Source organism: Affinundibacterium macrobrachii (assembly GCF_014652415.1).
In the GTDB taxonomy this organism is placed as follows: domain Bacteria; phylum Pseudomonadota; class Gammaproteobacteria; order Burkholderiales; family Burkholderiaceae_D; genus Undibacterium; species Undibacterium macrobrachii.
The window spans coordinates 544,974-570,521 of sequence record NZ_BMYT01000003.1 but is presented as its reverse complement, the minus strand read 5'-3'; the positions used below and the strand labels follow the sequence as shown (position 1 = coordinate 570,521).

Sequence of the window (25,548 nt, the reverse complement as noted above, 5' to 3'; positions counted from 1 at the left end):
TTGTACTAGCTAAATTTTGCAGCCCTTAACCAAGTGACTAGTGGGAGGGCTGTTTTAAATCCGCTTAATAATTTTTTGTGTACGTCTTCGTACAGCATGCCCTCTAGAGAGCATTCGGTCCATACCATCATGCTCTTGAGTTTTAGATACTCGATTAAAGCATGCTCAGGATCGAAACCTTTGGGTGGTCGTATCAATTTCCCTTCTTCTTGCAATTCACCAAAGCAGTCTTTCATCGCTTTATTTTTGATCAGTTTTTTGAATCCGGCTTCATCTTCGAGGATATGTTGACGAATATTCTTTAAGCGATCTGACGGTGGCATATATTCGCCTACTGCAAACAACAAACGATTGTTTTGGCTGATCTGAAAATAGCAGGCGGGACCGCCACCTTCACTGGGTTTCTTGCGACCACTCGGTAAAATCGACGCGGAGAAATAAGTTTTATACGGTGATTTATCTTTGCCAAAGCGCACATCGCGATTGATCCGAAATAGGGCTTTCTTAGGATCACATTGCGTGATTGCGGGATCGAATTTGCTTAGCTCTTGGATTAGTCGTGTCACCATTTGTAAAAATTCCGCACGCAAAATATCGTAGCGCGGTTTATTCATAACAAACCAAGCACGGTTGTTATTCTCTGATAATTCAAACAGAAATCGACTGAGTTCGGCGACGTGCATGGTGATTAATCTTCCGGTTTAAATGGTGGACGTTTGCCGACCACGATATCTAATTGCATTTCGTTTGATTGTCGTACCAGCGTCAACTTGGCTTTAGAATTGGGCTTGAGCTGTGCGATTTGATTCATCATTTCACGACTATTGGAGAACGCTTTGCCGTCAATCGCAGTACAAATATCACCTGGTTTAACACCGGCTTGGTCAGCAGGTCCACCTCGCACCACTGCGGCAACAATCGAGCCTTTGGTTTGTTTGATGTTGAAGCTCTCTGCCATTTCTTCTGTAATATCTTCAGGGCTAATACCAAGATAGCCACGAACCACTTGACCATCTGTAATGATCGCTTCCATCACCATCTTGATGGTTGAAACAGGAATAGCAAAACCGATTCCTAGCGAACCACCATTTTGTGAGTAAATCGCGGAATTGATGCCAAGTAAATTGCCGTTCGCATCAACCAAAGCACCGCCTGAATTACCGGGGTTGACCGCTGCATCAGTTTGAATGAAATTTTCATAGGTATTGATGCCAACGCTATTGCGGCCAAGCGCGGAAATAATTCCCATCGTAACCGTTTGGCCTACGCCAAATGGATTGCCGATTGCGAGGACCACATCGCCAACGTTTGCTTCTTCTGAATGACCAAGCGTGATAGTTGGCAGATCCTTTAAGTCAATCTGCAAAACCGCTAGATCAGTGTCTGGATCAGTGCCAATCACTTTAGCAGTAGCTTGTCGGCCATCTGCCAAGGCAACTTCGATCTCCCCTGCACCTTGGATGACATGATTATTCGTCAGAATATGACCTTGTGGACTCATGATGACGCCAGAGCCGCTACTCGATGGGCGTTCCGTTCTAGGTTTAGCTTGCTCGCCAAAAAAGCGTCGAAAAAACGGATCATTTAAAAGAGGATTGTTATTGCTTGAGCTACGCGTCGCACTAATATTGACGACCGAAGGCATCGCGCGTTTAGCTGCAAGATGATAGGTGCCTGGCGCATTGTTCTTACTGCTTGGTGCTTCTTTCAGTGTGGCCGATGAAGTCAAACTCACATTCTTGTTAATTACCAAGCCTTGCTGCACCCAATTGGGCTTTAAGCTGGTTACAATAAACCACAGTGCCAAGCCGACAGTAACGGTTTGCGCAAATAACAGCCATAGACGACGCATCATGAGGAGTATATGTTAGAAAAATCAATCGATAGAAATATGCTGACGCAATTTTTGGCGAACGAATTGCAAGTCGCGCGTTTCCGTGATTATTGCCCAAATGGGCTTCAGGTGGAAGGGCGAAAAGAAATTAAGAAGATCATTACTGGTGTCACCGCTTGTCAGGCGCTCTTAGACGAAGCGGTTCGTCTTGAAGCGGATGCCATTTTGGTGCATCACGGATATTTTTGGAAAGGCGAGGATATGCGTGTAGTAGGGCAGAAATATCAGCGTCTCAAAACCTTAATAGAACACGAAATGTCACTGTTTGCCTATCATCTTCCTTTAGATTCGCATCCTAGTTTAGGCAATAACGCTCAATTGGCGCGGCTTTTTGGGTTTGAAGTAACAGGTCGATTTGGTGAGGATGATATAGCTTGGCTTGGAAGATCAATGGATGCCGGGATTTCTCAAGTTGGACAATTGGCTAAGCATATTTCTTCGAAATTAGGGCGCGAAGCCTTAGTGATCGGCGATGCAGAGCAAGCGGTGGCGACGATTGCTTGGTGCTCGGGTGCCGCGCAGAATATGCTGGCTGCGGCGATCGACGCAGGTGCAAACGTTTATATTAGCGGTGAAATTTCTGAGCCCACTGTGCATTTGGCGAGAGAGGCCGGTGTTAGCTATTTGGCTTGTGGTCATCACGCCAGCGAGCGTTATGGTGTTCAAGCCTTAGGGCAAATGATCGCGCGGGAATTTGGCATTGAACATCAGTTTGTTGACATCGCCAATCCAGTTTGATTGTAAAAATGCCACCAAGATTGGTGGCATTTTTTTTGAGAACTTTATTCTGTAAATTATTTTTTTAATGCATCACGAATTTCGCGCAATAACATCACGTCTTCGGGCGTTGGTGGCGGTGCCGCAGGTGCTGCTGCGGCATCCGCTGCGTCTTTCTTCTTCATTAGATTTACCAAGCGCACCATTTGGAAAATAATAAACGCCAAGATAATGAAATTTAAAGATATCGTTAAGAAATTACCATAAGCGAGCACCGCGCCTGCTTTTTTTGCCTCAGCTAAAGTTAGATCCGCCGCTTGGCCATTTAATGGTAAGTAGTAATTAGCGAAATCTAAGCCGCCAAAAATTTTTCCCACAACCGGCATTACGATGTCGCCAACTAATGAATCGACAATCTTGCCGAACGCGGCACCAATAATAACGCCCACAGCTAAGTCAATCACATTCCCTTGTGCCGCAAAGCTCTTAAACTCTTGCATCATGCCCATAAAAATTCCCCTAACTAGTTTTAGATTTATCAAATTCAAATGTGAAGTATTTGCTCTAAGAATATGGCAAAACAGCAATATGATAATCCGCAAAAGCGCTTTCGACTTGAATAATATTGTCAATTTTTGTGAATCGCGCATCGTTTTGTTGTAATTCTCCGTTCATGCCGCCACGGTTCGCTTATTTTTTTATAGAAAATTTGTAGCATGTGGGTCATTTAGGTGCAAAAACAAGCTAAATCGGCCTGTAAAGCATCTTTTTCTTTAATTCACCTTCCGGCTCCTTTATAATTTAAGGTTGTAAGAAGTGGGGTTGTGCTTCGTCAAGTTTGATTTTTGATAGATTGGGGTTTGTATGAGTATCGAAAAGCAGGTCGATCCAAGTCGTCGCGGCTTACTCGTTGCTACCTGTGTTGCAGGTGGAGCAGTGGGTGTCAGTACGGCGGTGTCACTAGTGAGTACTTTTCAGCCATCCGAGCGCGCAAAAGCGGCGGGTGCACCGGTTGAAGTGGATATTTCCACATTAAAACCTGGTGAAATGACGACAACAGAATGGCGTGGTAAGCCAGTGTGGATTTTAAAGCGCACGCCAGAGATGATGGAAAGTCTCAAAAAAACAGAGGCAAAAGTAGCAGATCCAAAATCTGAAAAGCCTTATACGATGGATATGCCAGCGTATTGCGACAAACAAACACGTTCTCGTAAAGAACATAGTGATATTTTGGTGACAGTTGGTATTTGCTCCCATTTAGGTTGCTCACCAATCTCCAAATTCACGCCAGGCGCACAGCCATCGTTACCAGATGATTGGGATGGTGGATTTATCTGCCCATGCCACGGTTCCACATTTGATTTGGCTGGTCGCGTTTATAAAAACAAACCTGCACCGCAAAATCTAGACGTGCCACCGCATATGTTTTTATCAGATACCAAAATCATCATCGGTAAAGATGAGAAAGGCGAGGCTTAATCATGGCATTTGTTGAGAAAAAACTTCCTGACGATGCGCCTATCGCAGCGAAAGCATTAAATTGGGTTGACTCTCGTTTTCCACTGACAAAATTGTGGAATGATCAATGGGGTCAATACTACGCACCAAAAAACTTTAACTTCTGGTACATCTTCGGCTCCTTAGCGATGCTGGTTTTGGTTATTCAGATTGTGACTGGTATTTTCTTGGTGATGCATTACAAACCAGATGCGAATTTAGCTTTTGCTTCTGTTGAGTACATCATGCGTGAAGTTCCATCAGGTTGGTTAGTGCGATACATGCATTCCACTGGTGCTTCTGCGTTCTTCATCATTGTGTATTTGCACATGACTCGTGCTTTATTGTACGGTTCATACCGCAAGCCACGTGAGTTGATTTGGTTGTTTGGTTTCGCTATTTTCTTGTGCTTGATGGCAGAAGCTTTCTTCGGTTACCTCTTACCTTGGGGACAAATGTCTTACTGGGGTGCACAGGTTATCGTGAACTTGTTTGGTGCGATTCCTTTCATCGGCCCAGATTTGTCATTGTGGATTCGTGGTGACTACGTTGTTTCTGATGCGACATTAAATCGCTTCTTCGCTTTCCACGTTATCGCTATTCCATTGGTATTGTTGGGCTTGGTGGTTGCGCATTTGATCGCTTTGCATGAAGTCGGTTCTAATAATCCAGACGGAATTGAAATCAAAGAGAATTTAGATGCAGATGGTCATCCAGTTGATGGCGTGCCTTCTCATCCTTACTACACTTTCCATGATATTTTTGGCGTGACTGTGTTCTTGACGATCTTTACAGCAGTGGTGTTCTTTGCTCCAGAAATGGGTGGATACTTCTTGGAATACAATAACTTTATTCCAGCTGACTCATTAAAAACGCCTCCACACATTGCACCAACATGGTATTTCACACCGTTTTACTCCATCTTGCGCGCAACTACTTCTGAGTTCTTGTATGTGATTCAAGCTGGTGTTGCTGCGTATGTTGCGTTGATTTGGTTGAAGTCTTCTTTGGGCTTTATGACTAAGGCAGCAATTGCAGTGATCGCATTGTTGGCAATTATCGGCATGATGCCTTTCGGCTTGGATGCAAAATTCTGGGGCGTTGTATTGTTTGGCGGTTCTGTTGTGATCTTGGCGTTCTTACCTTGGTTGGACGTATCTCCAGTGAAGTCGATTCGTTATCGCCCTGATTGGCATAAATATGTGTACATCGTATTTGGTATCGCATTTATCGTGTTGGGTTACCTCGGTGTACAAGCGCCATCCCCAATGGGCGAGCGTGTGTCACAAGTTTGCGCGCTGATCTACTTTGGTTTCTTCTTGTTGATGCCTTGGTGGAGCGGTATGGGTACATTTAAGACTGTGCCAAAACGCGTAACTTTTGCTGCGCATTGATCAGATTAAGCGAGGAAAAATTAGCATGAAATTACTTAAAAAACTGATCTTAAGCTTGGCATTTGCTCCAGCCTTAGCGCTGGCTAGCGGTGGAAGCTTTCCATTGGATCGCGCTCCAGAACGTACGAACGACTTATCTGCATTGCAAAATGGTGCGAAGTTGTTTGTGAACTACTGCTTGAATTGCCACTCTGCTGTATCCATGCGTTACAACCGTTTGCGTGACATTGGTTTGTCTGATGATCAAATCAAGAGCAATTTATTATTCACCGGAGAAAAAATTGGTGAATTGATGAAAACAAGCTTGAGCGCAAAAGATGCGAAAGAATGGTTCGGCGCTGTTCCACCAGATTTGTCAGTTATCGCTCGCGCTAAAGCATCTGGCGCTGGTACTGGCGCAGACTGGTTGTACACCTATTTGCGTACTTACTACAAAGACGAAAGTCGTCCAACTGGTTGGAATAATATGTTGTTCCCAAATGTTGGTATGCCACATGCATTGTGGGAGTTGCAAGGTGTACGCGGTGCTAAATTCGAAGAAGTTAAAGATGCACATGATCCATCCAAGATGGAACATAAGTTTGTTGGCTTCGAGACTTTAACGCCAGGAAAAATGACTCCAGTCGAGTACGACAATGCTGTCGGTGACTTGGTTGCTTACTTGCAGTGGATGGGTGAACCAGCACAAAATGATCGTAAGCGTTTAGGCGTTTGGGTTGTTTTGTTTATGGCCTTGCTCGCAACATTAGCATGGCGTTTGAATGCCTCTTACTGGAAAGAAGTGAAGTAAATTAGTCGTCCGCTGAGAGATTCAGCGGATGTGTCATCCCAGGGTGAGGTCCGCTTTTTGCGCCTCGCCCTAATCGTTTTTAAGGAACTATAAAAATGATGGTTCTCTACTCAGGTACAACCTGCCCATTTTCTCAACGTTGCCGTTTAGTCTTGTTTGAAAAAGGCATGGATTTTGAAATCCGTGACGTTGATTTGTTCAACAAACCAGAAGATATCTCAACCATGAATCCTTACGGCCAAGTGCCGATCTTGGTAGAGCGTGAATTGGTATTGTACGAATCGAATATCATTAATGAGTATATCGATGAGCGTTTTCCTCACCCACAATTGATGCCTGCTGATCCATTGCAACGCGCTCGTGCACGTTTGATGTTGTTTAATTTTGAAAAAGAATTATTCGTGCATGTGCATACTTTGGAAAATGAGAAAAACAATGCCTCTTCTAAAGTGTTGGACAAAGCGCGCGCAGAGATTCGTGATCGTTTGACACAGTTGGCGCCGTTGTTTGTTAAGAACAAATACATGTTGGGTGAAGAGTTCTCCATGTTAGACGTTGCGGTTGCACCGTTGTTGTGGCGTCTTGATCACTATGGCATCGACTTATCCAAAACAGCGGCACCATTGTTGAAATATGCAGAACGCATTTTCTCGCGTCCTGCTTACATCGAAGCTTTGACACCGTCTGAAAAAGTAATGCGTCGTTAATGAAATGGGCGACTAAGTGAGGCAAGTTCCCACTTAGTCGTTTTTTTCATGATTCTCAAGAAGGTATTTCAAATCCATGTCAGAAATTTCTACAAAGCCTTATTTGTTACGTGCTATTTACGAGTGGTGCACGGACAACGGGTTTACACCTTATTTATCAGTAAAAGTGAGTGGTGCTGTACAAGTTCCGATGGAATTTGTGCGTAAAGGTGAAATTGTTTTGAATATCGCTTTTTCTGCCACCAGCGGTTTGAAAATGGATAATGACGCTATTAGCTTTAAAGCCAGATTTGGTGGTGTATCACGAGATATTTATATTCCTGTGCGAAATGTGCAGGCGATTTTTTCGAGTGAGAATGGACAAGGAATGGTTTTTGATGCGATTGAAGACGAGCCGATGTCTGAACCACCACCGTCGGAGCCAAGTCGACCAAGCATTGGTTTGGCATCGGTGAATGTGAGGGAAGAAAAGCCCTTAATCGAAGTGGAAAAAGCGGAAGAAATAAAAGAATCAAAAGAAACACAAAAAAAATCAGAAAAACCTTCCCTAAAAGTCATAAAGTAGTCTATAATTTTGTTCTTCAAGATTCGTTGCAAAACAAAAGTGATGCAATAAAGATTGAAACGATTTCCGCCGGCTTAGCTCACTTGGTAGAGCAGTTGACTTGTAATCATCAGGTAGCCAGTTCGATTCCGGCAGCCGGCACCAGTAGTACTAAGGGCTCACAGAAATGTGAGCCCTTTTTTATTGTGCATTTTCACTGCACAATCGATTCGACTCAGCATTGTTTCGGCATTTCTTCCTTACATAGTTGATTCTAGATTTTAGAGTTTCGCATCTTCATCAAGATTCGTCCCTTTTCCACCCAAGCTCAGTAAAGTTGTTTTGTTGGGTGCTTTCGCAGAGTTGTGCTACAAGGCAATACTGCTTTATGCCATAATGGTTTTCGGATTGACCTTTCTTGTTTCAGTCTTATTTTTATTGGCTGAATTGATTCTATATGCGACTGTTGCCAACCAAATTTTGGAAGTCTTGCTGCTTGGGCGTGCTATATTTGCTTGCCCATAGCGTCGCTGCTTCTACTATTGATATCAAGGCCTATACAGAAGAATGGCCGCCGTATAATTTTTTGAATGGTAAACAAGTTACAGGAATTTCCACAGATATCTTACGTGCTGCCTGCAGTAACGCTCATCTACAGTGTGAATTTCAACTTGTGCCGTGGACGCGTGCCTATAAGACGGTACAAGAAACTAAAAATACGATTATTTATACGATTGCACGTATTCCGACGCGTGAAACACAATTTGTGTGGATAGGCCCACTTTTTCCTCGCACGACATGGATATACGCGCGCGCTGAAGTCGCCGATAAGATTCTCCACATGAAAGACTTGGAGAAATTTAAAGTCGGAGTGATTCGTGCCGAAGCTTCCTTAACCGATTTAACGGAGGCCGGTGTTCCATCTTCTGCGATACGTATCTTTAATTCAAACACAGATGAAATGCGTATGTTAAAAGCAGGGCAGATTGATGTTGTCGTTAATACAGAAATTGGTATGGCAGTTAATCAACAGCAATTTGATATTGGCGCCGATAAGTTGGTAAAGCTGATGAAGCTTTATGATGCCGGTTCCTTGTATTTTGGTATGAATATCAACTCAGATCCAATTCTGATTGAGAAACTACAAAATGCAGTAGACAAATTGCGTCGCGAAGGCAAGATTCAATTGATTGTACAGCAGTACACCAAAGCAAATTGAGTCATGCTTGTGCTAGCTCTTGCTGATATCACGTGCGTCTGTACGTCTCTTAGATTATAAGTCCCTATGTTTTATACCCTAGCCGTTTTACTGTTGTTCCAATGTGTGGGAGAACTCATCGCCTTGGGATTGGCGCTGAGTATTCCAGGTTCGGTGATTGGTATGGTGCTGTTGTTCTTTGCTTTACTTGTCTCACCGCGATTGATGGAAAAAGTGGAAGAATCCAGCCACCATATTCTCAAACATATGTCGCTGTTTTTTATTCCAGCAGGCGTTGGCATTATGGTTTCTGCGGCGGGTGTCATGCAGCATTGGCTGGCCGTTGTGATTGCCATCATCTCCAGCACTTTATTAACCTTAGCTATCACTGCTATCAGTATGCGTTGCTTGATGAATTCGACGCCGCCAGCCATAGATGAAGTGATGGCAGATAAACCATCGACGCCATCCAGGTTGGATCAATGATATGGGTTCGGCTTTCGATTTCATGGCGGTTTGGCATTATCTGGCGCATTCTCCAATACTCGCTATTTGTTTGACGCTATCTGCCTATTTGTTGGCTACATGGATATCTTCTAAGTTCAATTTTTCGCCACTCGCTAACCCTGTCGTGATGGCAGTCGCGATGATTATTCTCGTATTAAGCACTGCCGGCATTTCATATGAAACTTATTTCGCTTCAGCGCAAGTGATTCATTTGATGCTTGGACCGGTGACTGTCGCGTTGGCAATCCCATTGGCACGTCAATTACCAAAATTACGGCGTCGATTTTTGCCCTTAACGATAGGTTTATTGTGCGGATCGATCACTGCAATCATTTCCGCGGTTTTTATTATTATTTGGATGGGCGGTTCGAAAGAGTTGGCACTATCAATTGGTCCTAAGTCAGCCACTACGCCGATCGCGATGAGTATCGCCGACAAGATTGGTGGCATTCCCTCCGTTGCTGCTGCTATCGTCATTTTGACAGGCGCATTTGGCGCATTAGTCGCACGGTATTTGTTCAATTGGATGCGAATTAGCTCACCAGAGATTCGTGGCTTTGCATTGGGTTTAGCCGCGCACGGAATTGGTACTGCACGTGCTTTTCAGGTGAGCCGAGAAATTGGCACTTTCGCTGGTTTGGGAATGGGATTGAATGGTGTTTTGACTGCCTTACTGGCACCGACCTTTGTGCCAGTGATTGTGAACTATTTTTTCAAATAGCATCAATCTCGACATACATAGGAGATCTTTGATAGATCTCGTTCTGTATTTGCATTCGTTCTATTTTAAGCTGTAAGTAGTACGGGCGTAAAACCCGCCTCACGAATCGCCGCCTCAAGCGCTGCGTCTGATTGTGTGGAATTAATCGTAACCGAATGTGCGGCGAGATCTATCGTGATGCTGGCTTGCGCATCGACCTCTTGAATCGCTTTGCTGATGCTCGCTTTACAATGCTTGCATGTCATATCTTCTACTTGAAACCGTGGCATGAAAATTCTCCTAGAAAGCCTTTGAATGGAATGATTGTAGTGGTTCTGACTGCGCTTTGCTTGCGCTCCATCATGAAGTCTCAATTTTTCCTTGACCCTACCATAATGGGAAGCTATATCCTGATCGTATGTCAGAAATCTGCTGCACCACAATCCGTTGATCAGCAGCTTCATGATGATCACCAAAGCGGTGGTTTAATCAGAGAGAAATTGTATGGAAAATAAAATCAGTTTGCAGATTGAAGGAATGACCTGTTCGTCTTGCGTACGAAGGGTTGAAAAAGCTTTGCTCGCTACGGAAGGAGTGGCAGAGGCCACAGTAAATCTGGCAACGGAAAAAGCCAGCATCGCGCTAAAGTCGGGCGCTAGCTTACAGCATGTGCTCGCTAGTATTGAAAAAGCTGGCTATCACGTACCTACTAAAACTTGGACATTGCAGGTAGCAGAGATGACTTGCGCTTCATGTGTTGGTCGGGTTGAGAAGGCATTCCTAGCGGTGCCGGGCGTGCTCAATGCCAGCGTGAATTTGGCGACTGAAAAAGCGCAAATCACCACGCTTGCAGAGGTGGAATTGCTAAGCCTATTGGCTGCCGCAAAAAAAGCGGGTTACCCAGCGCAGTTGGTCGATGATCAACAGGCCAGGTTGTCCCAGCAGCAAGCCGGACTGAGTCAAGCTTGGTTGGTAGTTATCGCGATGGCTTTGAGTTTGCCGTTGATGGCTCCCATGCTATTGGCGATTATTGGAATTCAATGGGCGATCCCAGCTTGGGTTCAATTTGCACTCGCAACACCTGTGCAGTTTTGGCTTGGCGCGCGATTTTATAAAGCGGGATGGAAGGCGCTCATCGCTGGTAGCGGCAATATGGATTTGCTTGTGGCAATCGGCACCAGCTCGGCCTATGGCTTATCCGTGTATTTAATGTTTTGGCAGACCGATCACGTCTCGCATGGCATGCAACACTTGTATTTTGAATCGTCTGCGGTGGTCATTAGTTTGGTATTGCTTGGTAAGTGGATGGAAGCGAAAGCCAAACATCAAACATTAGAAGCCTTGCGTGCATTGGAATCTTTGCGCGCCACGACAGCCTTAGTTCGTCGCGATGGACTTGAGGTAGAAGTGCCTGTATCGGAAGTGCGGGTTGGCGATATGGTGGTGATTCGTCCTGGCGATCGTGTACCTGTTGATGGTGAGATTATGGAAGGAATTAGCCATCTCGATGAATCACTGTTGACGGGAGAAAGTCTGCCCGTTAGCAAGCATGTTGGTGATGCTGTGATCGGTGGTTCAGTGAATGCAGATGGTCTTTTATTAGTGATTGCGCGCGGTGTTGGTGGCGCTACGATGCTTTCACAAATCATCAAGTTGGTTGAAGATGCGCAAGCAGTGAAGGCGCCGATACAGGCTTTGGTCGATCGAATCAGTGCGGTTTTTGTACCTATTGTATTGGGTATTTCCTTGCTTACTTTATTGTTGTGGGCTTGGATAACGGGAGATTGGCAGGCTGCTTTATTGAATGCAGTTGCGGTGCAGGTGATTGCATGCCCATGTGCTTTGGGCTTGGCAACCCCGACGGCAATTATGGTTGGTACTGGTGTCGCTGCTAAATTTGGGATTCTGATTAAAGATGCTCAGGCTTTAGAAATCACGCATAGTTTAAACGCAATCGCATTTGATAAAACGGGCACCTTGACCGAAGGTAAGCCACATCTGACTGCCACGCTTAGTCATACCTACAGCGAACAGCAGTTATTGGAATGGGCTGCAGCAGTGCAGCAATATAGTGATCATCCACTTGCGCACGCGGTTTTGCAAAGAGCGCAGCAACTTGGTTTGAATCTGCACGTAGTAGCGGATGCGAAGGCATCACCAGGTCGAGGAGTGCAGGCGCAATTGAATGAGCTGACACTGTATTTAGGCAATCTGCGGTGGATGCAAGAGTTGGGTGTCGATGGTGGTGGATATGAATTAGTGGCGCAAGAACAGCAGCAATTGGGACGTACCGTGTCATATCTAGCGATCTCGTCGAATGGAGATTTGCAACTAGCTGGACTGTTAAGTTTTGGTGATCAAGTGAAGGCGAGTGCAGCCCATGCGGTGAGACGTTTGCATGCATTGGGTGCGCAATCGATTATGTTGAGCGGTGATAACTATGGCAGCGCAAATGCGGTTGCTGCAGTCGTTGGTATTAATGATGTTCGAGCCGAAGTTCTGCCAGCGGATAAAGCGAATATCGTGCGTGATCTACAGCGATCTGGATTGCGCGTCGGCATGGTCGGGGATGGGATTAACGATGCACCTGCATTAGCAGCCGCAGATGTAGGAATTGCGATGTCGACTGGTACCGATGTCGCGATGCATACGGCTGGAATTACCTTAATGCGCGGTGACCCCTTGCTGCTCGCTGATGCAATTTCAATCTCGCAAAGAACCTATCGCAAAATTCGTCAAAATCTTGGATGGGCATTTATTTACAATATCGTTGGCATACCTTTAGCTGCCTTTGGTTTTCTGAATCCTATGTTGGCTGGAGCGGCGATGGCGCTTTCTAGTGTCAGTGTCGTGTCAAATGCTTTGCTATTACGCAATTGGAAACCGACGCGTACCCAGGAAGAAAAATAATGACGATGATGAACATTGGTCAGGTAGCAAAAGCTTCTGGCGTGAGCGCAAAGATGATTCGATATTATGAGAGCGTAGGTTTGATAGCGACTGCTGATCGTACTGAGGCAGGCTATCGGCAGTATTCGGAAAATGATTTACATACATTAGGATTTATTCGGCGCGCACGGGATTTGGGATTTTCTCTAGAGCGTATTAAAACCTTACTTGGGCTATGGCAAGATCGCAGTCGGCAGAGTGCGGAAGTGAAAAAGCTAGCTGGATCTTACATCGCTGAACTTGATGAACAAATTGCGAAGATGATGTTGATACGGCAGCAATTGGCGCATTTGGCGCAGGCTTGCCATGGCGACACCCGTCCTGACTGTCCTATTCTTGACCAGTTATCCGATCAGATTGGCAAGGATCAAACGGGTTGTAAAAATGCGCGTACTTAGTAACTAAGTTAGCTACTGAGTTAGCCACCAAAATAGAAATGTCTTGGTATTTTAGTGACTAACTAATTTCAGTCGAATTAGGCTTTAGGATTAATTCTAACCAAGGTTGATTTGCCGAATAAACTCTCGATTAAATCGACTGCCAAGATCGCCGTTTGATTACGTAAATCTAAAGCAGGATTGAGTTCAACTACATCTAAAGAACCAAGCAAACCAGTATCAGCAATCATCTCCATGCACAGTTGGGCTTCGCGATATGTTGGGCCGCCAAGCACCGCGGTTCCAACACCGGGCGCAATATCTGGATCGAGACAGTCGAGATCAAAACTCACATGGATATGTGTGTTTTCATCAACGCCTTCTAAGGCTTTTAACATCACAGCGCGCATCCCATGTTCATCGATATAGCGCATATCAAACACGGGAATGCCCATGTCGTGAATAAATTGACGCTCGCCATCATCGACGCTACGGATGCCTATTTGACGAATCTCATCAGCTTGCATCGCTGGTGTGTAACCACCATAAGCAATTAATTGCTCAGGTCCATGACCCATTAGACATGCAACTGGCATGCCGTGGATATTACCGGTTGGACTAATCGTTGATAAGTTGCTGTCCGCATGCGCATCAAACCACAATACGCGCAATTTTTTACCATGCTCTTTACAATGTTTTGCCACCGCACTGATAGAACCAATCGCTAAGCAGTGATCGCCACCTAGCATCATCGGCATGTGACCAGCTTGCAAAGCATTGCTTACCTCGTCATAAACTGCTTGGTTCCAATCGATTGCTTCATTCAAATGGCGCAAGCCATTCACCGGCGCTTGCCAAGGATTGGCGGGTCCATGCAGATTGCCATGATCGATCACGTTCAAGTCTCTTGCTTCTAATGCTTGCACTAAGCCAGCAACACGAAGGGCATCAGGCCCCATGCCTGCACCTTTTACACTCGCGCCTACATCCGTAGGTGCGCCTATGAGTGAGATGGTTTTCATTATTGAGCATTCACTTTCAAAAGAGCTGATTAGAGTATGTGGTGCAGTTTGTGCGCTAGCCGTTTGCACACAAGCACTTCATGTTCGTCGTCGCCAAACACGATTCATTGATGGCGTTGATTAGGCTGAATTATAGAGCGAAATAGAAAATTTTTGATTTCGTAATTGTTGTATATAATCGTTTGATGAGAAATTAAATTCCTGATGTGCCACTAAATCGTAATTTAATTCCTCTTTTGTCATTCGAAGTGGAATTTTTGAACTTATTGAGGCCTACATGGATAACTACGATTTAAGTATATTGCGCCACTTGCAGGAAGATGGTCGTATTAGTAATTTGCAGTTGGCTGAAAAGATTCACTTATCGCCGCCGCAGACTTTGCGCCGTGTGCGTGCTTTAGAGGAGAGTAAAGTGATTCGCGCTTACACCGCTCAAGTCGCACCAGAGGCGATTGGTCTTGGCGTGATGGCTTTCGTGAGTTTATCGCTAGATCGTGAGCAATACCGTAATGTGCGAGAAATTGAAGGCAATTTGCGCGCTTTTCCCGACATTATCGAATGTCATACGATTTCGGGCGACTTCGATTATTTATTAAAAGTAGTTGCCAGTGATTTGAAGAGTTTGTCGCAGTTTTTGACAGATAAATTGATGCAGGTTCAGGGTGTTGGCAACTTACGCTCGATGATCTGCATGGAAGAGATTAAGCCAGTTAGTGCCTTACCGATTCGCTAGAGTTATTGATACTTCGATGGCGGTTGCTGTAATTCTGCGACTTCTGCAACGAATTACAAATAAATTCTGACGTAGACGATTGCCTGCGGGTAAAATGCCAATTTTGTACGAAACTCCGGCAATGCTTGGTCGCTCATTGGTAATGACCAATTAAAATTTGCGGTGGTTTTTTTAAAAACTCCTTGATAGGTGAATCCTCATGTTAAAGAAAAATATTCTGGCTGCGGCCTTTGTTTTAGGTAGTGCATTAGTCAGTGCTCATGCAGCAGCACAGGTTTCTTATTTTGGCGGTTCTGTTGGTCGCGCAAAGTGGAATTTTGACTGCGCTGGCTCAACAAGTTGCCACACTGCGGCTGCTAGCTGGAAGTTGTATGGCGGCTATGAGTTTTCACCAAATTTTGGTGTGGAAGGTAGCTATATTTACTTAAACGAAGTGGGTGCTAGTGATTCTGCTTTGAAAGCGACTTTCAATGGTCGTGGTGCTGATTTGGCAGCAATTGTTAAGACCACACCAATGAATAATTTTGTTGGTTTTGCTAAGTTGGGCGTAGCGTTTATGAAAGGTGAAATTGTGGCGAGTACGCGTGATTTCGCTGCATCGGAAACACATTACTCGGGTCAGCCTTTGATCTCATTAGGCGCTTTGTATTACGTCGATAAAAAAGTGGCGATTCGTGCTGAAGTTGATCACCGTCGTGTGAAGGTGTCTGGCTTTACCCAGACAACTTCTGGTGTGACTAACTTCTCTATCGGTGTGCAATCAGAGTTCTAATCCCTGATCTCACAGGCGCTCAGAATAGATAGCTTTCGTGATGTACGAATCGTACAGTGCAGTTGAAGAGAGCAGCTGAAGAGAATCGCTAGAAGCAAAAAAGCAGCCTAAGCAGGCTGCTTTTTTTTGCGCAGATTAATTCAAAATGAACCTAGAATTGATATAAGTGGTAAGACTATTTTCGTAATTTGGATTGACCAAAGTCATATTTTTGGTGAACCAAAAATAAATCTGGTAAGACCAATTGTTGTTTTTTGGACGCTAGATCGATAAATATTTTACCGCCGATAAGTCTATAAAAAGTAAAAATAAGTCTATTTATTTATGGAAATAAAAAATATTTTGGAAGAATTTGCGTGTAATTTAACTGGATTTAAATGATTTTTGCGATAAAAATGCCAATAGGGAAAATTTTAAAAATTCTTTCAATGGATGCATTTTAATTAAATTTACTATTTTTACATCGTTAAAAGTTCTCGCGTTGGGCTGATAAATACTTTTAGAATCGAATCAAAGTTAAAAAAGTCGAAATGTAATCGTTTTTTTGTTGCCGTGTTGGTGCGTCTGATCAGCGCCCAATGAATCAGAGGAAAACAAGAAGCCAGATATTTTTTAACTTCTAGCTTTATAAAAACTATTCGAGACCAAAAGGACAAACATCATGCGTAACAGAAACTTTAGAAAAAAATTCGGACGACTCGCCATGACCGCTTCCGTCATGGCAATGGCAATTAGTGGTGCGTATGCGCAAGACAGCAAGCCAAAAACCGAAGAGCAGCCAACCTTGGTTGTCATCACTGGCTTACGCGCATCATTGGAAAGTGCCTTAAATAAGAAGCGCGATGATAATGGCATCGTCGATGTGGTGAAGTCGGAGGATATGGGTAAGTTTCCGGATACAAACTTGGCCGAGTCTTTGCAACGTATTCCAGGTGTCGTGATTGATCGTGATGCGGGTGAAGGACGTAGCGTCACGGTGCGTGGTTTGGGACAAGATTTCACACGTGTGCGTATCAATGGTATTGAAGGCTTGGCGACGACTGGCGGTACCGATAGTTCAGGTGGTGCAAACCGCTCGCGCGGTTTTGACTTCAATGTCTTCCCATCAGAATTATTTAATTCCTTAACTGTTCGTAAAAGTGCTTCTGCTGATGTTGATGAAGGCTCGTTGGGCGCGACCGTAGATTTGCAAACCATGCGTCCATTCGATTTGCGTGGCTTCAATGCAAGTGTGATGGCGAAAGGTCGCTACAATGATTTGTCACAGAAAACCGATCCGCGTGTTGGCTTCTTAGTCTCGAATACGTTTGCGAATAATACTTTCGGCGCTTTATTGTCCGGTGCGTTTTCTAAGCGCCGAGTTTTTGAAGAAGGTTTCAGTACAGTGCGTTGGGACAATGGCCCATCTTCTGGTGGTTGGTGCGCACCGATGGGTGTGACTCCAGCAAATCCAAGTAATTCGACAGCAACGACTTGCGGACCTGCGGCGCAAGGCGTGTCACGTTTACCTGGCACAGCAGAAAATATTGCCGCCTATAATTTGGCGAGTTCAGCGAATAATTTTGTGCCACGTTTACCGCGCTATGGTCGTTTAACGCATGACCAAGATCGTCTTGGTTTAACCGCTTCTTTGCAATATAAACCACAACGCGGTACGGTGTTTTCATTCGATATGCTGTATTCAAAACTCGAAGCAACACGTCAAGAAGATTTTTTGGAGGCGATTTCATTTAGCCGTTCTGCCAGTCAAGGTGGTAAGCCACAAACCAGCGTGGTTAAAACGGAATACGCGCCAAATGGCTCACTATTGTATGGCATGTATAACGGTGTAGATGTGCGTGCAGAATCGCGCTTCGATGAGTTATCCACCACATTCACACAGCCTACACTCACTTTGGATCATCAATTCAGTGACACTTTCCGTATGAATGCACGGATTGGTCGCGCTACTTCCAAGTTCGCGAATCCTGTGCAAACCACCACCACTTTAGATGCAATTAATGTCAACGGTTACGCCTTGGATTTTCGCGGTGATGATCGTGCGCCAGTGATTACGTATCCATTCGATGTCACCTCGGCAACTGGACCAATGACTTTGGCTACCGTGCCACAAGTGACATCTGGCACACAAGCTGGAACCGTACCAAACACAACCACGAGCGAAATTCGTATTCGTCCACAAGGTGCGAATAACCGTAATGATGTTGTGCATGTCGATTTCTCATGGGATGCGATTGAAGATAAATTGACTTTGCGTGCCGGCGCAGATGTGAAGAAATATAATTTTAATTCTTATGAGTCGCGTCGTGTGAATCAAAACGACACGATTTTTGCGCCGAATGCGGGAACAAATATCGCTAGTTTAACGACCCAATTAACGGGCTTTGGTCGTGGTCAAAATTTGCCAGCGGGCACTCCAACTTCGTGGTTGATTCCTGACTTGAACGCAATTGCGAAAGCATACGATATTTATTGTAATTGTTTGAAGAGTGGACCTGTGGGTGGCCCCGGTGATTTCACTTTGTCTTCGATTACGAACGGTAATGCGCGAGGTAATAATCGTGCTGTCGAAGAAAATGACAAGAGCGTTTTCTTGATGGGTGATTTTAACAATACCGTAGCAGGATATCGCGTGCGTGGTAACTTCGGTGCGCGCTATGTGCAAACTGAGCAAATCGCTACTGGCTATCAAGCTGCGGGTGGTGGTACGCCAGTTACCGTACGTAACACCTACAATGATTTCTTACCATCTGCGAACATCGCGATTAATGTGAGCCGTGATTTTATCGCGCGTTTTGCTGCCGCCAAAGTCATGGCACGTCCACAGTTGGGTAACTTAAATCCAGGCGGCACGATTTCGACTACTGGTACTTTATCGGTGACGAGCGGCAATCCATTATTGCAGCCATTCCGTGCTGATACTTTCGATTCTAATTTTGAGTGGTATTTCGGTAAAAACGCTTTCTTAGGTTTGGGTTTATTCCAAAAGAATATCAATACCTATATTCAAAGTATTCGTACTAACGTCGCTTATAAAGATACGGGTTTGCCAATGTCTTTATTGCCTGCGAACTTTACTGGAGAAGAAGTATTCCAAGTCACCGCACCGATTAATACCAAGGGCGGTAAGTTGAGTGGTTTTGAGTTGAATTATCAGCAGCCATTTACCTTCTTGCCAGCTTGGGGTAAAAACTTTGGTACTTTGTTGAACTACACCTATGTGAAATCGAAGATTGAATATGTGGTTTCACCAACCAGTAGCGCAACTATTACCGATGATTTGTTGAATCTCTCTCCTAAATCTTGGAATGCCACTCTGTACTACGATGATGGTTCATTCAGTGCCCGCGTCTCTGCTTCCAAACGTTCTTCGTTTGTGACTCGTGTTCCAGGTCAAAATAATAATGACGTCGAAGGTAAAAATAGCACAGTCAACGTTGATCTCTCGGTCACATACAAGATCAACAATCAATGGGAAATCAGCTTTGAAGGTTCTAACTTGACCAATCAAGCAAATGATCAATTCATTAGCCGCTTGCGCGATAGCGTCGTGGTGAACAATGTGACAGGTCGTGAATATTTACTTGGTGTTCGTTATAAATTCTAAAATTTCATCCTCCCCAGGACGAAAGCGATGTTCGTTTGATTGATCATCGTGTGCAGTAGACGATAGCGCAACTTAACAAGACTCCCTCGTTAAGTTGCGCTATTTTTTTTGGTAAGAAAAGCGGTGATGCTAGTTGTTTGCAGTATCACTGAGAACCGATGGAATGCGAATGATGATGCGTGAAATGACTGGCAATTTTTTTAATCGACAAGGACTTGGTTTACGGCTTGATCGTTTTATTTCTCTGGCGCTACTCGCCATCCTCATTAATCTGTTCATTGTCGTCAGCGGTAAGGCAAGTGATATCGATGCTCTGCATAAAAACTACGCGCATCCGAATGATATTGCTTGGTTAGATGAAGTAAAAGGAGGGCAAGGCGGCAAGATTATTCGTGTGACGAACTTACGAAAAGAAGGTATAGGTTACTTACGTGCAGCGCTAGAAACCAAGGGAGCTAGAACCATCGTCTTCGAAGTTGCCGGTGTGATCGATTTAGAGCGCAGTGTATTGCAAGTCAACGAAGGTTTCGTGACGATTGCTGGGCAAACCGCGCCCTCACCAGGCATTACACTGATTCGCGGTGGCATCAATATTCGTGCCTCGCATGTGATTATTCAGCATCTTCGTATCCGCACTGGTGCCGACGGGCAGGCCAAAGCAAGTGGCTGGGAAGTTGATGGTTTAAATATTTCAGCGGCACACCATGTGATTATTGATCACTGTAGTATGAGTTGGGCCATCGATGAAAACATGTCGGTATCTGGTCCTCGGTTTAAAGGGAATACGCCAGAAGAATGGCGCAATGCAACCAGTCATCACATTTTGTTTTCAAATAATCTTGCAGCAGAAGGTTTGGCAGAATCGACACACGCAAAGGGCGAACATTCAAAAGGAAGCTTAGTTCATGACAATGTGACGAATGTGATTTTTTATCGCAATATATGGGCGCATAACGTAGAACGTAATCCTCTGTTAAAAGGCGGCGCCAGCGCGACCATTGCGAATAACTTGATTTACAACCCAAGGTCAAAAGCGATTCATTACAACTTGATGGCATTGGAATGGGGCGATCATCCATATCAAACAGGTAGGCTGAATGTGGTCGCGAATGTGTTGCGAGGTGGAATGTCAACCAAGAAAGCTTTACCATTGATGATGTTGGGTGGGGATGGTGATCTCGCTTACTTTGCGAAAGATAATATCGCGGTCGATCAGTTTGGTAATCAACTCCCGCTATTCGGGCGCTATGGTGAGACGCGAGCCCAGCTACTTTTACAATCAAAGCCTATCGACTGGCCGCAAGACCTTAAGGTACTCGATGCAAGAATGGTCGAGTCGGAATTACTACGATATGCAGGTGCCCGTCCTTGGGATAGAGATAAGGATGATACGCGCGTGATTTACTACATCGCAGAAGGGCGCGGCACTATCATCAATGATGAGCGTGAGGTCAGTGCTTATCCTTATTCTAAAGAAGTGCAGTTAGGTTTTTCTGAAGACGATTGGGATACTCGGAAATGGTTGCCTAGATTGAATCGCAAGTGAAGACAACGCGACAATAGATTTGGGGGAAACTTAGGCCACGCTTCCATTCTGTGGCTAGTGACGGTGCATTTTTCGGCTTGAGTTTTTTTAAATGGTTAAATAAAATAGAATTTAATAAAGTAATATATTTGTGTAATTAGTGTTTACTTTAAATACATAAGGCAATTCCCTCGGCTCTGATGGGGGGGCTTACCAAGATTTAATCTACTCGACGGTCAGTTTGAAACTTTAGTCCCTATCAAAATAAGGGAAAGTTCAATGCAGAAGGAAGGTGACTCATGGAACGTTCTGTCAGCATTTCAGTGAGATATTCCGAGAATCAGCGCAGCAAAGAGAGTGTAAGGTGGTTGACGGCATTTGATGGCGGGTCGTGCCCATGTTTGTCTGAGTGTACCGCCGAAATATTCGGCGTCAAATGAAGATTGGGCTGTAGGAGGATTACTGTGTACTAGGGGCTTTGAGGCGCCCAAGTAATAAACCACTGGCTTTATCGGAGGAAATTTAATTTATTCAACTTCAACAAAAAAACTTTCCCCTAAGTGACGTAAAAATGCGACTTGACGAGAGTGCTTCAATGAACGAGCTAGCAAGTAATCGTCTTACCAAATTGGCAGTCCGAAGCTGCAACACGCTCTAGCTGCCGTTTACCTAAATTGTTTCAATGTTCCAATTGGGGGCGATCATTACTTGACCAGATTTTGGTATTTTGAAAAACGTAGTGTGGCGAAGACAAGCTCGATAAGAAGGCAAAACATTTCTCTTGAATAGCGCATGCTACCCAGAAAATGTTTTTTTGTGTTGGTGAGTGGATTGTTTCGCTGAATTTTTCTAAAACTAGGTAGTACGATTCATATATACGTTAATCATGTGAGGCTACGATGCGATACATAAAATTTTTCAGAACTTCATGGTTATTAACGGTTTTTCTTTCGATGTCTAATTTGGCCTTTGCTGAATTTACCTATTTGGTTAGCATGGAAGGTAAAAAAGGAGAGCGTGTTGCCTATTATGTTGGATCAAACGTGCTTTCTAGAACGCCTGTCAATATGAAGGATTTGTTTGCATCGACATACGTTAGTCAAATTACCATGTACATTGTCTATGAAGCTGAACCACAGCCAGAATGGTCAATCATGCGTTTACAATTCGTGTGTCATCATAAGAAAGATCATCTGGGTAAAGTCTTTGCTAATGTTCCGAATGCGACTGACCCTGTGCAAGTACGAGTGGCAGATAATAGTGTGAATTTTATTCGTCGAACACTTAACGGTGAGGCGATTCCCGAAACAGAGTTTTCTTCAATTGGCAGTCATGTAATGTTGCAAACGCAAAAAGTTGCGTGTCTGGAACATGAACAAAATCAAGTTTCTAAAGCAGTGGTGAATGCTATTAAGAACAATCATTTTAATAAAGAAGACTTTAATCAGAAACTCAAATTGCTTGGCTTTCAAGCACCAATTCATGTGGTTGATGTTGATGCTACAGCGCCCGCACTTACTGCGTTTACATGGAAGATGTTATGGGAGGGGAGCGTTAAGCCAGTTAGCCCAGCAGATCGAGTGCTGACAAAAGCAGAGATTGATGAAAGAGCAAAGCAATTAGGTTCAATTAGCGAAAAGATGAATACATTGAAGTCGCGAATTGAAGAGGAATATTTGCCTGAAATTGAAAAAAAACATATCGACGATGCATTTGCCAAATATGCTTTAAAAATCCGTGGTTCAAGAGAGTTAAGTAATACAGAATCTTCTGCCATCATGATTTGGCAAGGTCAAACTGAAGAACTACTTATTATGCGAATGGGGGCAGGATTGTTTAGCGAAGCTGACCAATTGCGTTTTAGGCGTTACAGTCAAAGTTTTGATAACCGTGCTTTTTTGCAAAATAGATCAACAGGACAAGTGATTGAGAGTGGTGTTTTGAGAAGTTGCGATGTGGATTTTGTTTTAGCTAAGGATAAAAAACACACTTTCAGGGTGGCAGATGTTCGTATCAGTACCTCGACAAGTGATATTCGTGCCGGTGGTAATGCGTGTCAAGATTTAATTAAGACTCCACAAAATGCTTCTGCTAAGTAAGCAAGTATTTAAAATTTAGACAATCAAAGGAAGAAAAAGGAGGAGAAATTAGATGTACAAAAAAATTTCACGACAAATTTTGTTGTTGGCTGCAATAAACTTATGTCTACCAAATGCAAGTTCTGCTGCATGGGCAAATCCACAAGAAGCTAATGTAGGGCTGCCAAATATATTGTTTGGAGCATCAGGAGTACCAACAAGCAAGATGAAGTACAAAGGAATGTATGATATGCCAGTGCCTTCGATGCCAGGCTTGTCTGATCCAGAGTTAATTTATGAGGCGCGTGATGACAGTGTTTGGGTGTTATATGACGGGAAGAAGGTTGAAATAGGACCGCGCTGCATGGCAGCATATGTGGAGCTTGATTCGGGAGGCATGTTCTATAACTGGGGAATAGGAAAGGATGCTATGTCCAGTATAGTGTACAGGGGAGGCAGCATTCCTGAAAATAAAGGAGAGATGAAAAAGGTCGAGGTTACCATGCGTGTGAATGGTGAAACGGGAAAGTTTCCATTTTTCCACATAGGAAACGCATTGATCATACCTGTAAAAATGGAGGCAACTTTAAAAGCTGCCGAAGATAAAAGTAAAGTAGAACTTCTTTTAGATGGCAAATCGGTATTAACTTTAAATTTTGAGGGTACTCTTAAGGCTAAAGCTGCGCTCTATAAATGTATGGGAGTACGAGAAACTTGAAAGAATAGGGCAAATTAAATGTGTGAAGAGTCCATAAGAGTCTGCAAATAGGGGGTAAGGACAAACAAATCTACGACGACCCAACAGGGTAACTCGCATCACGGATCAACCTGGCATCGTCGCCTACAATTACGGCACAACCAACCTCAAAAACCCGATCCCCTTCAACAACAGAGCAAAAGGGGCGAGGAAGCATCTCATGTCCCGAGAGGTTAATACCTGATTATGTTAGAAGCATACATTTTCTATACATTTTAAATAAATATTTCTGAAGTCTCAAAAGTATGTTGACATGTATAGTGCGAATTCTTTTTTACTATTTTAAGGGTGGGCGATGTCTACTAAACGTTCAAGGTATGTCTTATCTTTTTTTTCCTTAGTGGTATTGCTACTGTCGGCGTGTAATAGCTTCGCAATGAAAACAAGCATGTCGTCAGATGGAGGTGTTAAGACTAGAACGCAATCTGAAGATGTGAACGCTCAAATCGATTCCATTGTCGGGCAACGAATCAAAGAAGGAGGGATGGTTGGAGTTGGTGGCGCCATCATCGTGAACAAGAAAGTAGTTTGGATGAAGGGATATGGCTTCGCCGATAAGGAACGCGCGATAGCATTCACTCCCGATACGATTATGAATATCGGATCAATCAGTAAGACTTTTACTGGCGTAGCGTTGATGCGAGCGGTGCAAGAGGGGAAAGTCTCTCTTGATGAAAACATCAATTCCTACCTGCCTTTCAAAGTCATTAATCCCCACCATCCGAGCGAGCCTATCACACTCAGGCAACTGGCTACCCACACCTCGGGAATCACAGATAGACCGTCGGTCTACGAACGCGTGTATCACTTCGGAGGTGACTCCCCGGAAGCCCTTGGAGAGTTTTTGCGGGGCTACTTCGCGCGCAACGGTAAATACTATTCGAGCGACAACTTCCTAAAGGCCAAACCGGGGACGTCCCGCGAGTACTCGAATATCGGAGCTGCGCTGGCTGGCTACATCGTCGAGGTTGTTGTCGGCGAGAAGCTCAATACCTATACCAAGCGTCACATCTTTGCCCCTCTGCGAATGAAAAACTCTGGCTGGTTCTTATCTGAAATATTGCCTGCGAAGCATGCACGGCTGTACGTCTCGCAAGGCCTCCGCATTCCTATTCCTCAATACGGGATAACGACATATCCAGAAGGTGGCGTCCGCACCTCGGTATCCGACCTCTCCAAGTTCTTTATCGCGTTGCTGAATGATGGCAAATATGAAGGGACACGAATGCTTGAGCAGAAGTCAGTCGACGAGATGCTCAGGTTCCAGTACACGAGTGCAAATAAGCCAGACAACGTCAACATTCAAGGGGAAGACTCGGTTAATTCTGGAATTTTCTGGGCCACGAAGCACGACACCACCAGGATTGGGCATAACGGATCCGATCCCGGAGTGAGAACAATCATGCTGGCAGATCCAAACAAGGAAATCGGTGTGATTCTGTTTACAAATACCTCAATGCATGACGAAGAATCTGGACACTTCTATAATATCTTCGAGACGCTTTGGAAGCATGCAGTGCAAATGAAGATTCAAGCAGATAAAGCAGCCAAACAGTAATATTTAGGTAGTAACGGGGGGCTGTTTCAATGTCCCAGTGATGAGCTCACGGTATCGTGGGGAGTGCAGTTAAGTGTCTCAATATGGTCGTTGCGCGGCTGAGGAAAGCGCTAAATTCCCCATTCTTCCATTATCCAATTGCAACAAGCATGGAGTCACTCATAAGTCCCCCGATAGTCGAGTAGTCGAACCAAGTACACGCAAATTACCGCGATAAAAATT

The 25,548-nt window shown here is 44.3% G+C and carries 23 protein-coding genes and 1 tRNA gene; 19 read left to right on the top strand and 5 right to left on the bottom strand.

All coding sequences use genetic code 11. The annotated features are described in order from the left end of the window. Positions 1 to 5: 5 nt before the first annotated feature. Both IE103_RS11325 and IE103_RS11320 read right to left on the bottom strand, forming a co-directional pair. Complete coding sequence (locus IE103_RS11325) at positions 6 to 683, bottom strand: DUF2461 domain-containing protein (protein WP_189346206.1); 678 nt, start codon at positions 681 to 683, stop codon at positions 6 to 8. Positions 684 to 688: 5 nt separating this feature from the next. After that, entirely contained in the window at positions 689 to 1,855 is a 1,167-nt protein-coding gene (locus IE103_RS11320; RefSeq protein WP_189346205.1) for a S1C family serine protease, read from the bottom strand. Between the two features lie 9 nt (positions 1,856 to 1,864). Here IE103_RS11320 and IE103_RS11315 point away from each other — a divergent pair, with 9 nt between their 5' ends. Then, positions 1,865 to 2,632 (top strand): Nif3-like dinuclear metal center hexameric protein, encoded by a 768-nt coding sequence (locus IE103_RS11315; protein ID WP_189346204.1) that lies wholly within the window; start codon positions 1,865 to 1,867, stop codon positions 2,630 to 2,632. A gap of 56 nt (positions 2,633 to 2,688) precedes the next feature. Here the strand turns inward: IE103_RS11315 and mscL are convergent, their stop codons facing one another. After that, positions 2,689 to 3,120 carry a large conductance mechanosensitive channel protein MscL gene (gene mscL / locus IE103_RS11310; protein WP_189346203.1) on the bottom strand — a complete coding sequence of 144 codons (432 nt, stop codon included), beginning with the start codon at positions 3,118 to 3,120 and terminating at the stop codon, positions 2,689 to 2,691. A gap of 355 nt (positions 3,121 to 3,475) precedes the next feature. Between mscL and petA the strand changes: the two genes are divergently transcribed. The 9 genes from petA to IE103_RS11265 all read left to right on the top strand — a co-directional run bounded on the left by petA (position 3,476) and on the right by IE103_RS11265 (position 9,969). Beyond that, the gene (petA, locus tag IE103_RS11305) at positions 3,476 to 4,090 is read left to right on the top strand and encodes a ubiquinol-cytochrome c reductase iron-sulfur subunit (protein WP_189346202.1); all 615 of its coding nucleotides are present in this window, start codon (positions 3,476 to 3,478) and stop codon (positions 4,088 to 4,090) included. Continuing rightward, complete coding sequence (locus IE103_RS11300; protein ID WP_189346366.1) at positions 4,090 to 5,502, top strand: cytochrome b; 1,413 nt, start codon at positions 4,090 to 4,092, stop codon at positions 5,500 to 5,502. The genes petA and IE103_RS11300 overlap by 1 nt, the downstream gene beginning before the upstream one ends. A 25-nt stretch (positions 5,503 to 5,527) precedes the next feature. Beyond that, a complete protein-coding gene (locus tag IE103_RS11295; RefSeq protein ID WP_189346201.1) occupies positions 5,528 to 6,292 on the top strand; it encodes a cytochrome c1 in 765 nt (254 codons plus the stop codon). 95 nt (positions 6,293 to 6,387) lie between these two features. Next, on the top strand, positions 6,388 to 6,999 hold the full coding sequence (locus IE103_RS11290; protein ID WP_186891052.1) for a glutathione S-transferase N-terminal domain-containing protein: 612 nt from the start codon (positions 6,388 to 6,390) through the stop codon (positions 6,997 to 6,999). A gap of 76 nt (positions 7,000 to 7,075) precedes the next feature. Beyond that, positions 7,076 to 7,564 (top strand): ClpXP protease specificity-enhancing factor, encoded by a 489-nt coding sequence (locus IE103_RS11285; protein WP_189346200.1) that lies wholly within the window; start codon positions 7,076 to 7,078, stop codon positions 7,562 to 7,564. A 68-nt stretch (positions 7,565 to 7,632) separates the two neighbouring features. Continuing rightward, positions 7,633 to 7,708: transfer RNA gene (locus IE103_RS11280), tRNA-Thr, on the top strand. A gap of 292 nt (positions 7,709 to 8,000) precedes the next feature. Further along, complete coding sequence (locus tag IE103_RS11275) at positions 8,001 to 8,762, top strand: substrate-binding periplasmic protein (protein WP_189346199.1); 762 nt, start codon at positions 8,001 to 8,003, stop codon at positions 8,760 to 8,762. Between the two features lie 66 nt (positions 8,763 to 8,828). Then, on the top strand, positions 8,829 to 9,227 hold the full coding sequence (locus IE103_RS11270) for a CidA/LrgA family protein (RefSeq protein WP_189346198.1): 399 nt from the start codon (positions 8,829 to 8,831) through the stop codon (positions 9,225 to 9,227). A 1-nt stretch (position 9,228) separates the two neighbouring features. After that, positions 9,229 to 9,969, top strand: coding sequence for an LrgB family protein (locus tag IE103_RS11265; RefSeq protein WP_189346197.1), 741 nt, complete (start codon positions 9,229 to 9,231; stop codon positions 9,967 to 9,969). 65 nt (positions 9,970 to 10,034) lie between these two features. Here the strand turns inward: IE103_RS11265 and IE103_RS11260 are convergent, their stop codons facing one another. After that, positions 10,035 to 10,238 carry a heavy-metal-associated domain-containing protein gene (locus tag IE103_RS11260; protein ID WP_189346196.1) on the bottom strand — a complete coding sequence of 68 codons (204 nt, stop codon included), beginning with the start codon at positions 10,236 to 10,238 and terminating at the stop codon, positions 10,035 to 10,037. A gap of 214 nt (positions 10,239 to 10,452) precedes the next feature. On the opposite strand from IE103_RS11260, the gene IE103_RS11255 reads away from it, so the two are divergent. Both IE103_RS11255 and cueR read left to right on the top strand, forming a co-directional pair. Further along, positions 10,453 to 12,858, top strand: coding sequence for a heavy metal translocating P-type ATPase (locus tag IE103_RS11255; RefSeq protein ID WP_189346195.1), 2,406 nt, complete (start codon positions 10,453 to 10,455; stop codon positions 12,856 to 12,858). A gap of 8 nt (positions 12,859 to 12,866) precedes the next feature. Next, positions 12,867 to 13,295 (top strand): Cu(I)-responsive transcriptional regulator, encoded by a 429-nt coding sequence (gene cueR, locus IE103_RS11250; protein WP_189346365.1) that lies wholly within the window; start codon positions 12,867 to 12,869, stop codon positions 13,293 to 13,295. Between the two features lie 77 nt (positions 13,296 to 13,372). Here cueR and rocF read toward each other — a convergent pair whose 3' ends face one another. After that, positions 13,373 to 14,296: an arginase gene (gene rocF, locus IE103_RS11245; RefSeq protein WP_189346194.1), complete on the bottom strand. Its 924-nt coding sequence runs from the start codon at positions 14,294 to 14,296 to the stop codon at positions 13,373 to 13,375. 277 nt (positions 14,297 to 14,573) lie between these two features. Here rocF and IE103_RS11240 point away from each other — a divergent pair, with 277 nt between their 5' ends. From IE103_RS11240 to IE103_RS11210, 7 genes are all read left to right on the top strand, one after another. Then, entirely contained in the window at positions 14,574 to 15,029 is a 456-nt protein-coding gene (locus IE103_RS11240; protein WP_189346193.1) for an Lrp/AsnC family transcriptional regulator, read from the top strand. 199 nt (positions 15,030 to 15,228) lie between these two features. Further along, positions 15,229 to 15,801 (top strand): outer membrane beta-barrel protein, encoded by a 573-nt coding sequence (locus IE103_RS11235; RefSeq protein WP_189346192.1) that lies wholly within the window; start codon positions 15,229 to 15,231, stop codon positions 15,799 to 15,801. 661 nt (positions 15,802 to 16,462) lie between these two features. Then, the gene (locus IE103_RS11230) at positions 16,463 to 19,408 is read left to right on the top strand and encodes a TonB-dependent receptor (protein WP_189346191.1); all 2,946 of its coding nucleotides are present in this window, start codon (positions 16,463 to 16,465) and stop codon (positions 19,406 to 19,408) included. Positions 19,409 to 19,577: 169 nt separating this feature from the next. Continuing rightward, positions 19,578 to 20,954, top strand: a complete 1,377-nt coding sequence (locus tag IE103_RS11225) for a pectate lyase family protein (RefSeq protein WP_189346190.1) — start codon at positions 19,578 to 19,580, stop codon at positions 20,952 to 20,954. An 878-nt stretch (positions 20,955 to 21,832) separates the two neighbouring features. Beyond that, positions 21,833 to 23,032 carry a hypothetical protein gene (locus IE103_RS11220; RefSeq protein ID WP_189346189.1) on the top strand — a complete coding sequence of 400 codons (1,200 nt, stop codon included), beginning with the start codon at positions 21,833 to 21,835 and terminating at the stop codon, positions 23,030 to 23,032. 52 nt (positions 23,033 to 23,084) lie between these two features. Continuing rightward, positions 23,085 to 23,729, top strand: coding sequence for a hypothetical protein (locus tag IE103_RS11215; protein ID WP_189346188.1), 645 nt, complete (start codon positions 23,085 to 23,087; stop codon positions 23,727 to 23,729). 427 nt (positions 23,730 to 24,156) lie between these two features. After that, on the top strand, positions 24,157 to 25,326 hold the full coding sequence (locus tag IE103_RS11210) for a serine hydrolase domain-containing protein (protein ID WP_189346187.1): 1,170 nt from the start codon (positions 24,157 to 24,159) through the stop codon (positions 25,324 to 25,326). Positions 25,327 to 25,548: the final 222 nt, after the last annotated feature.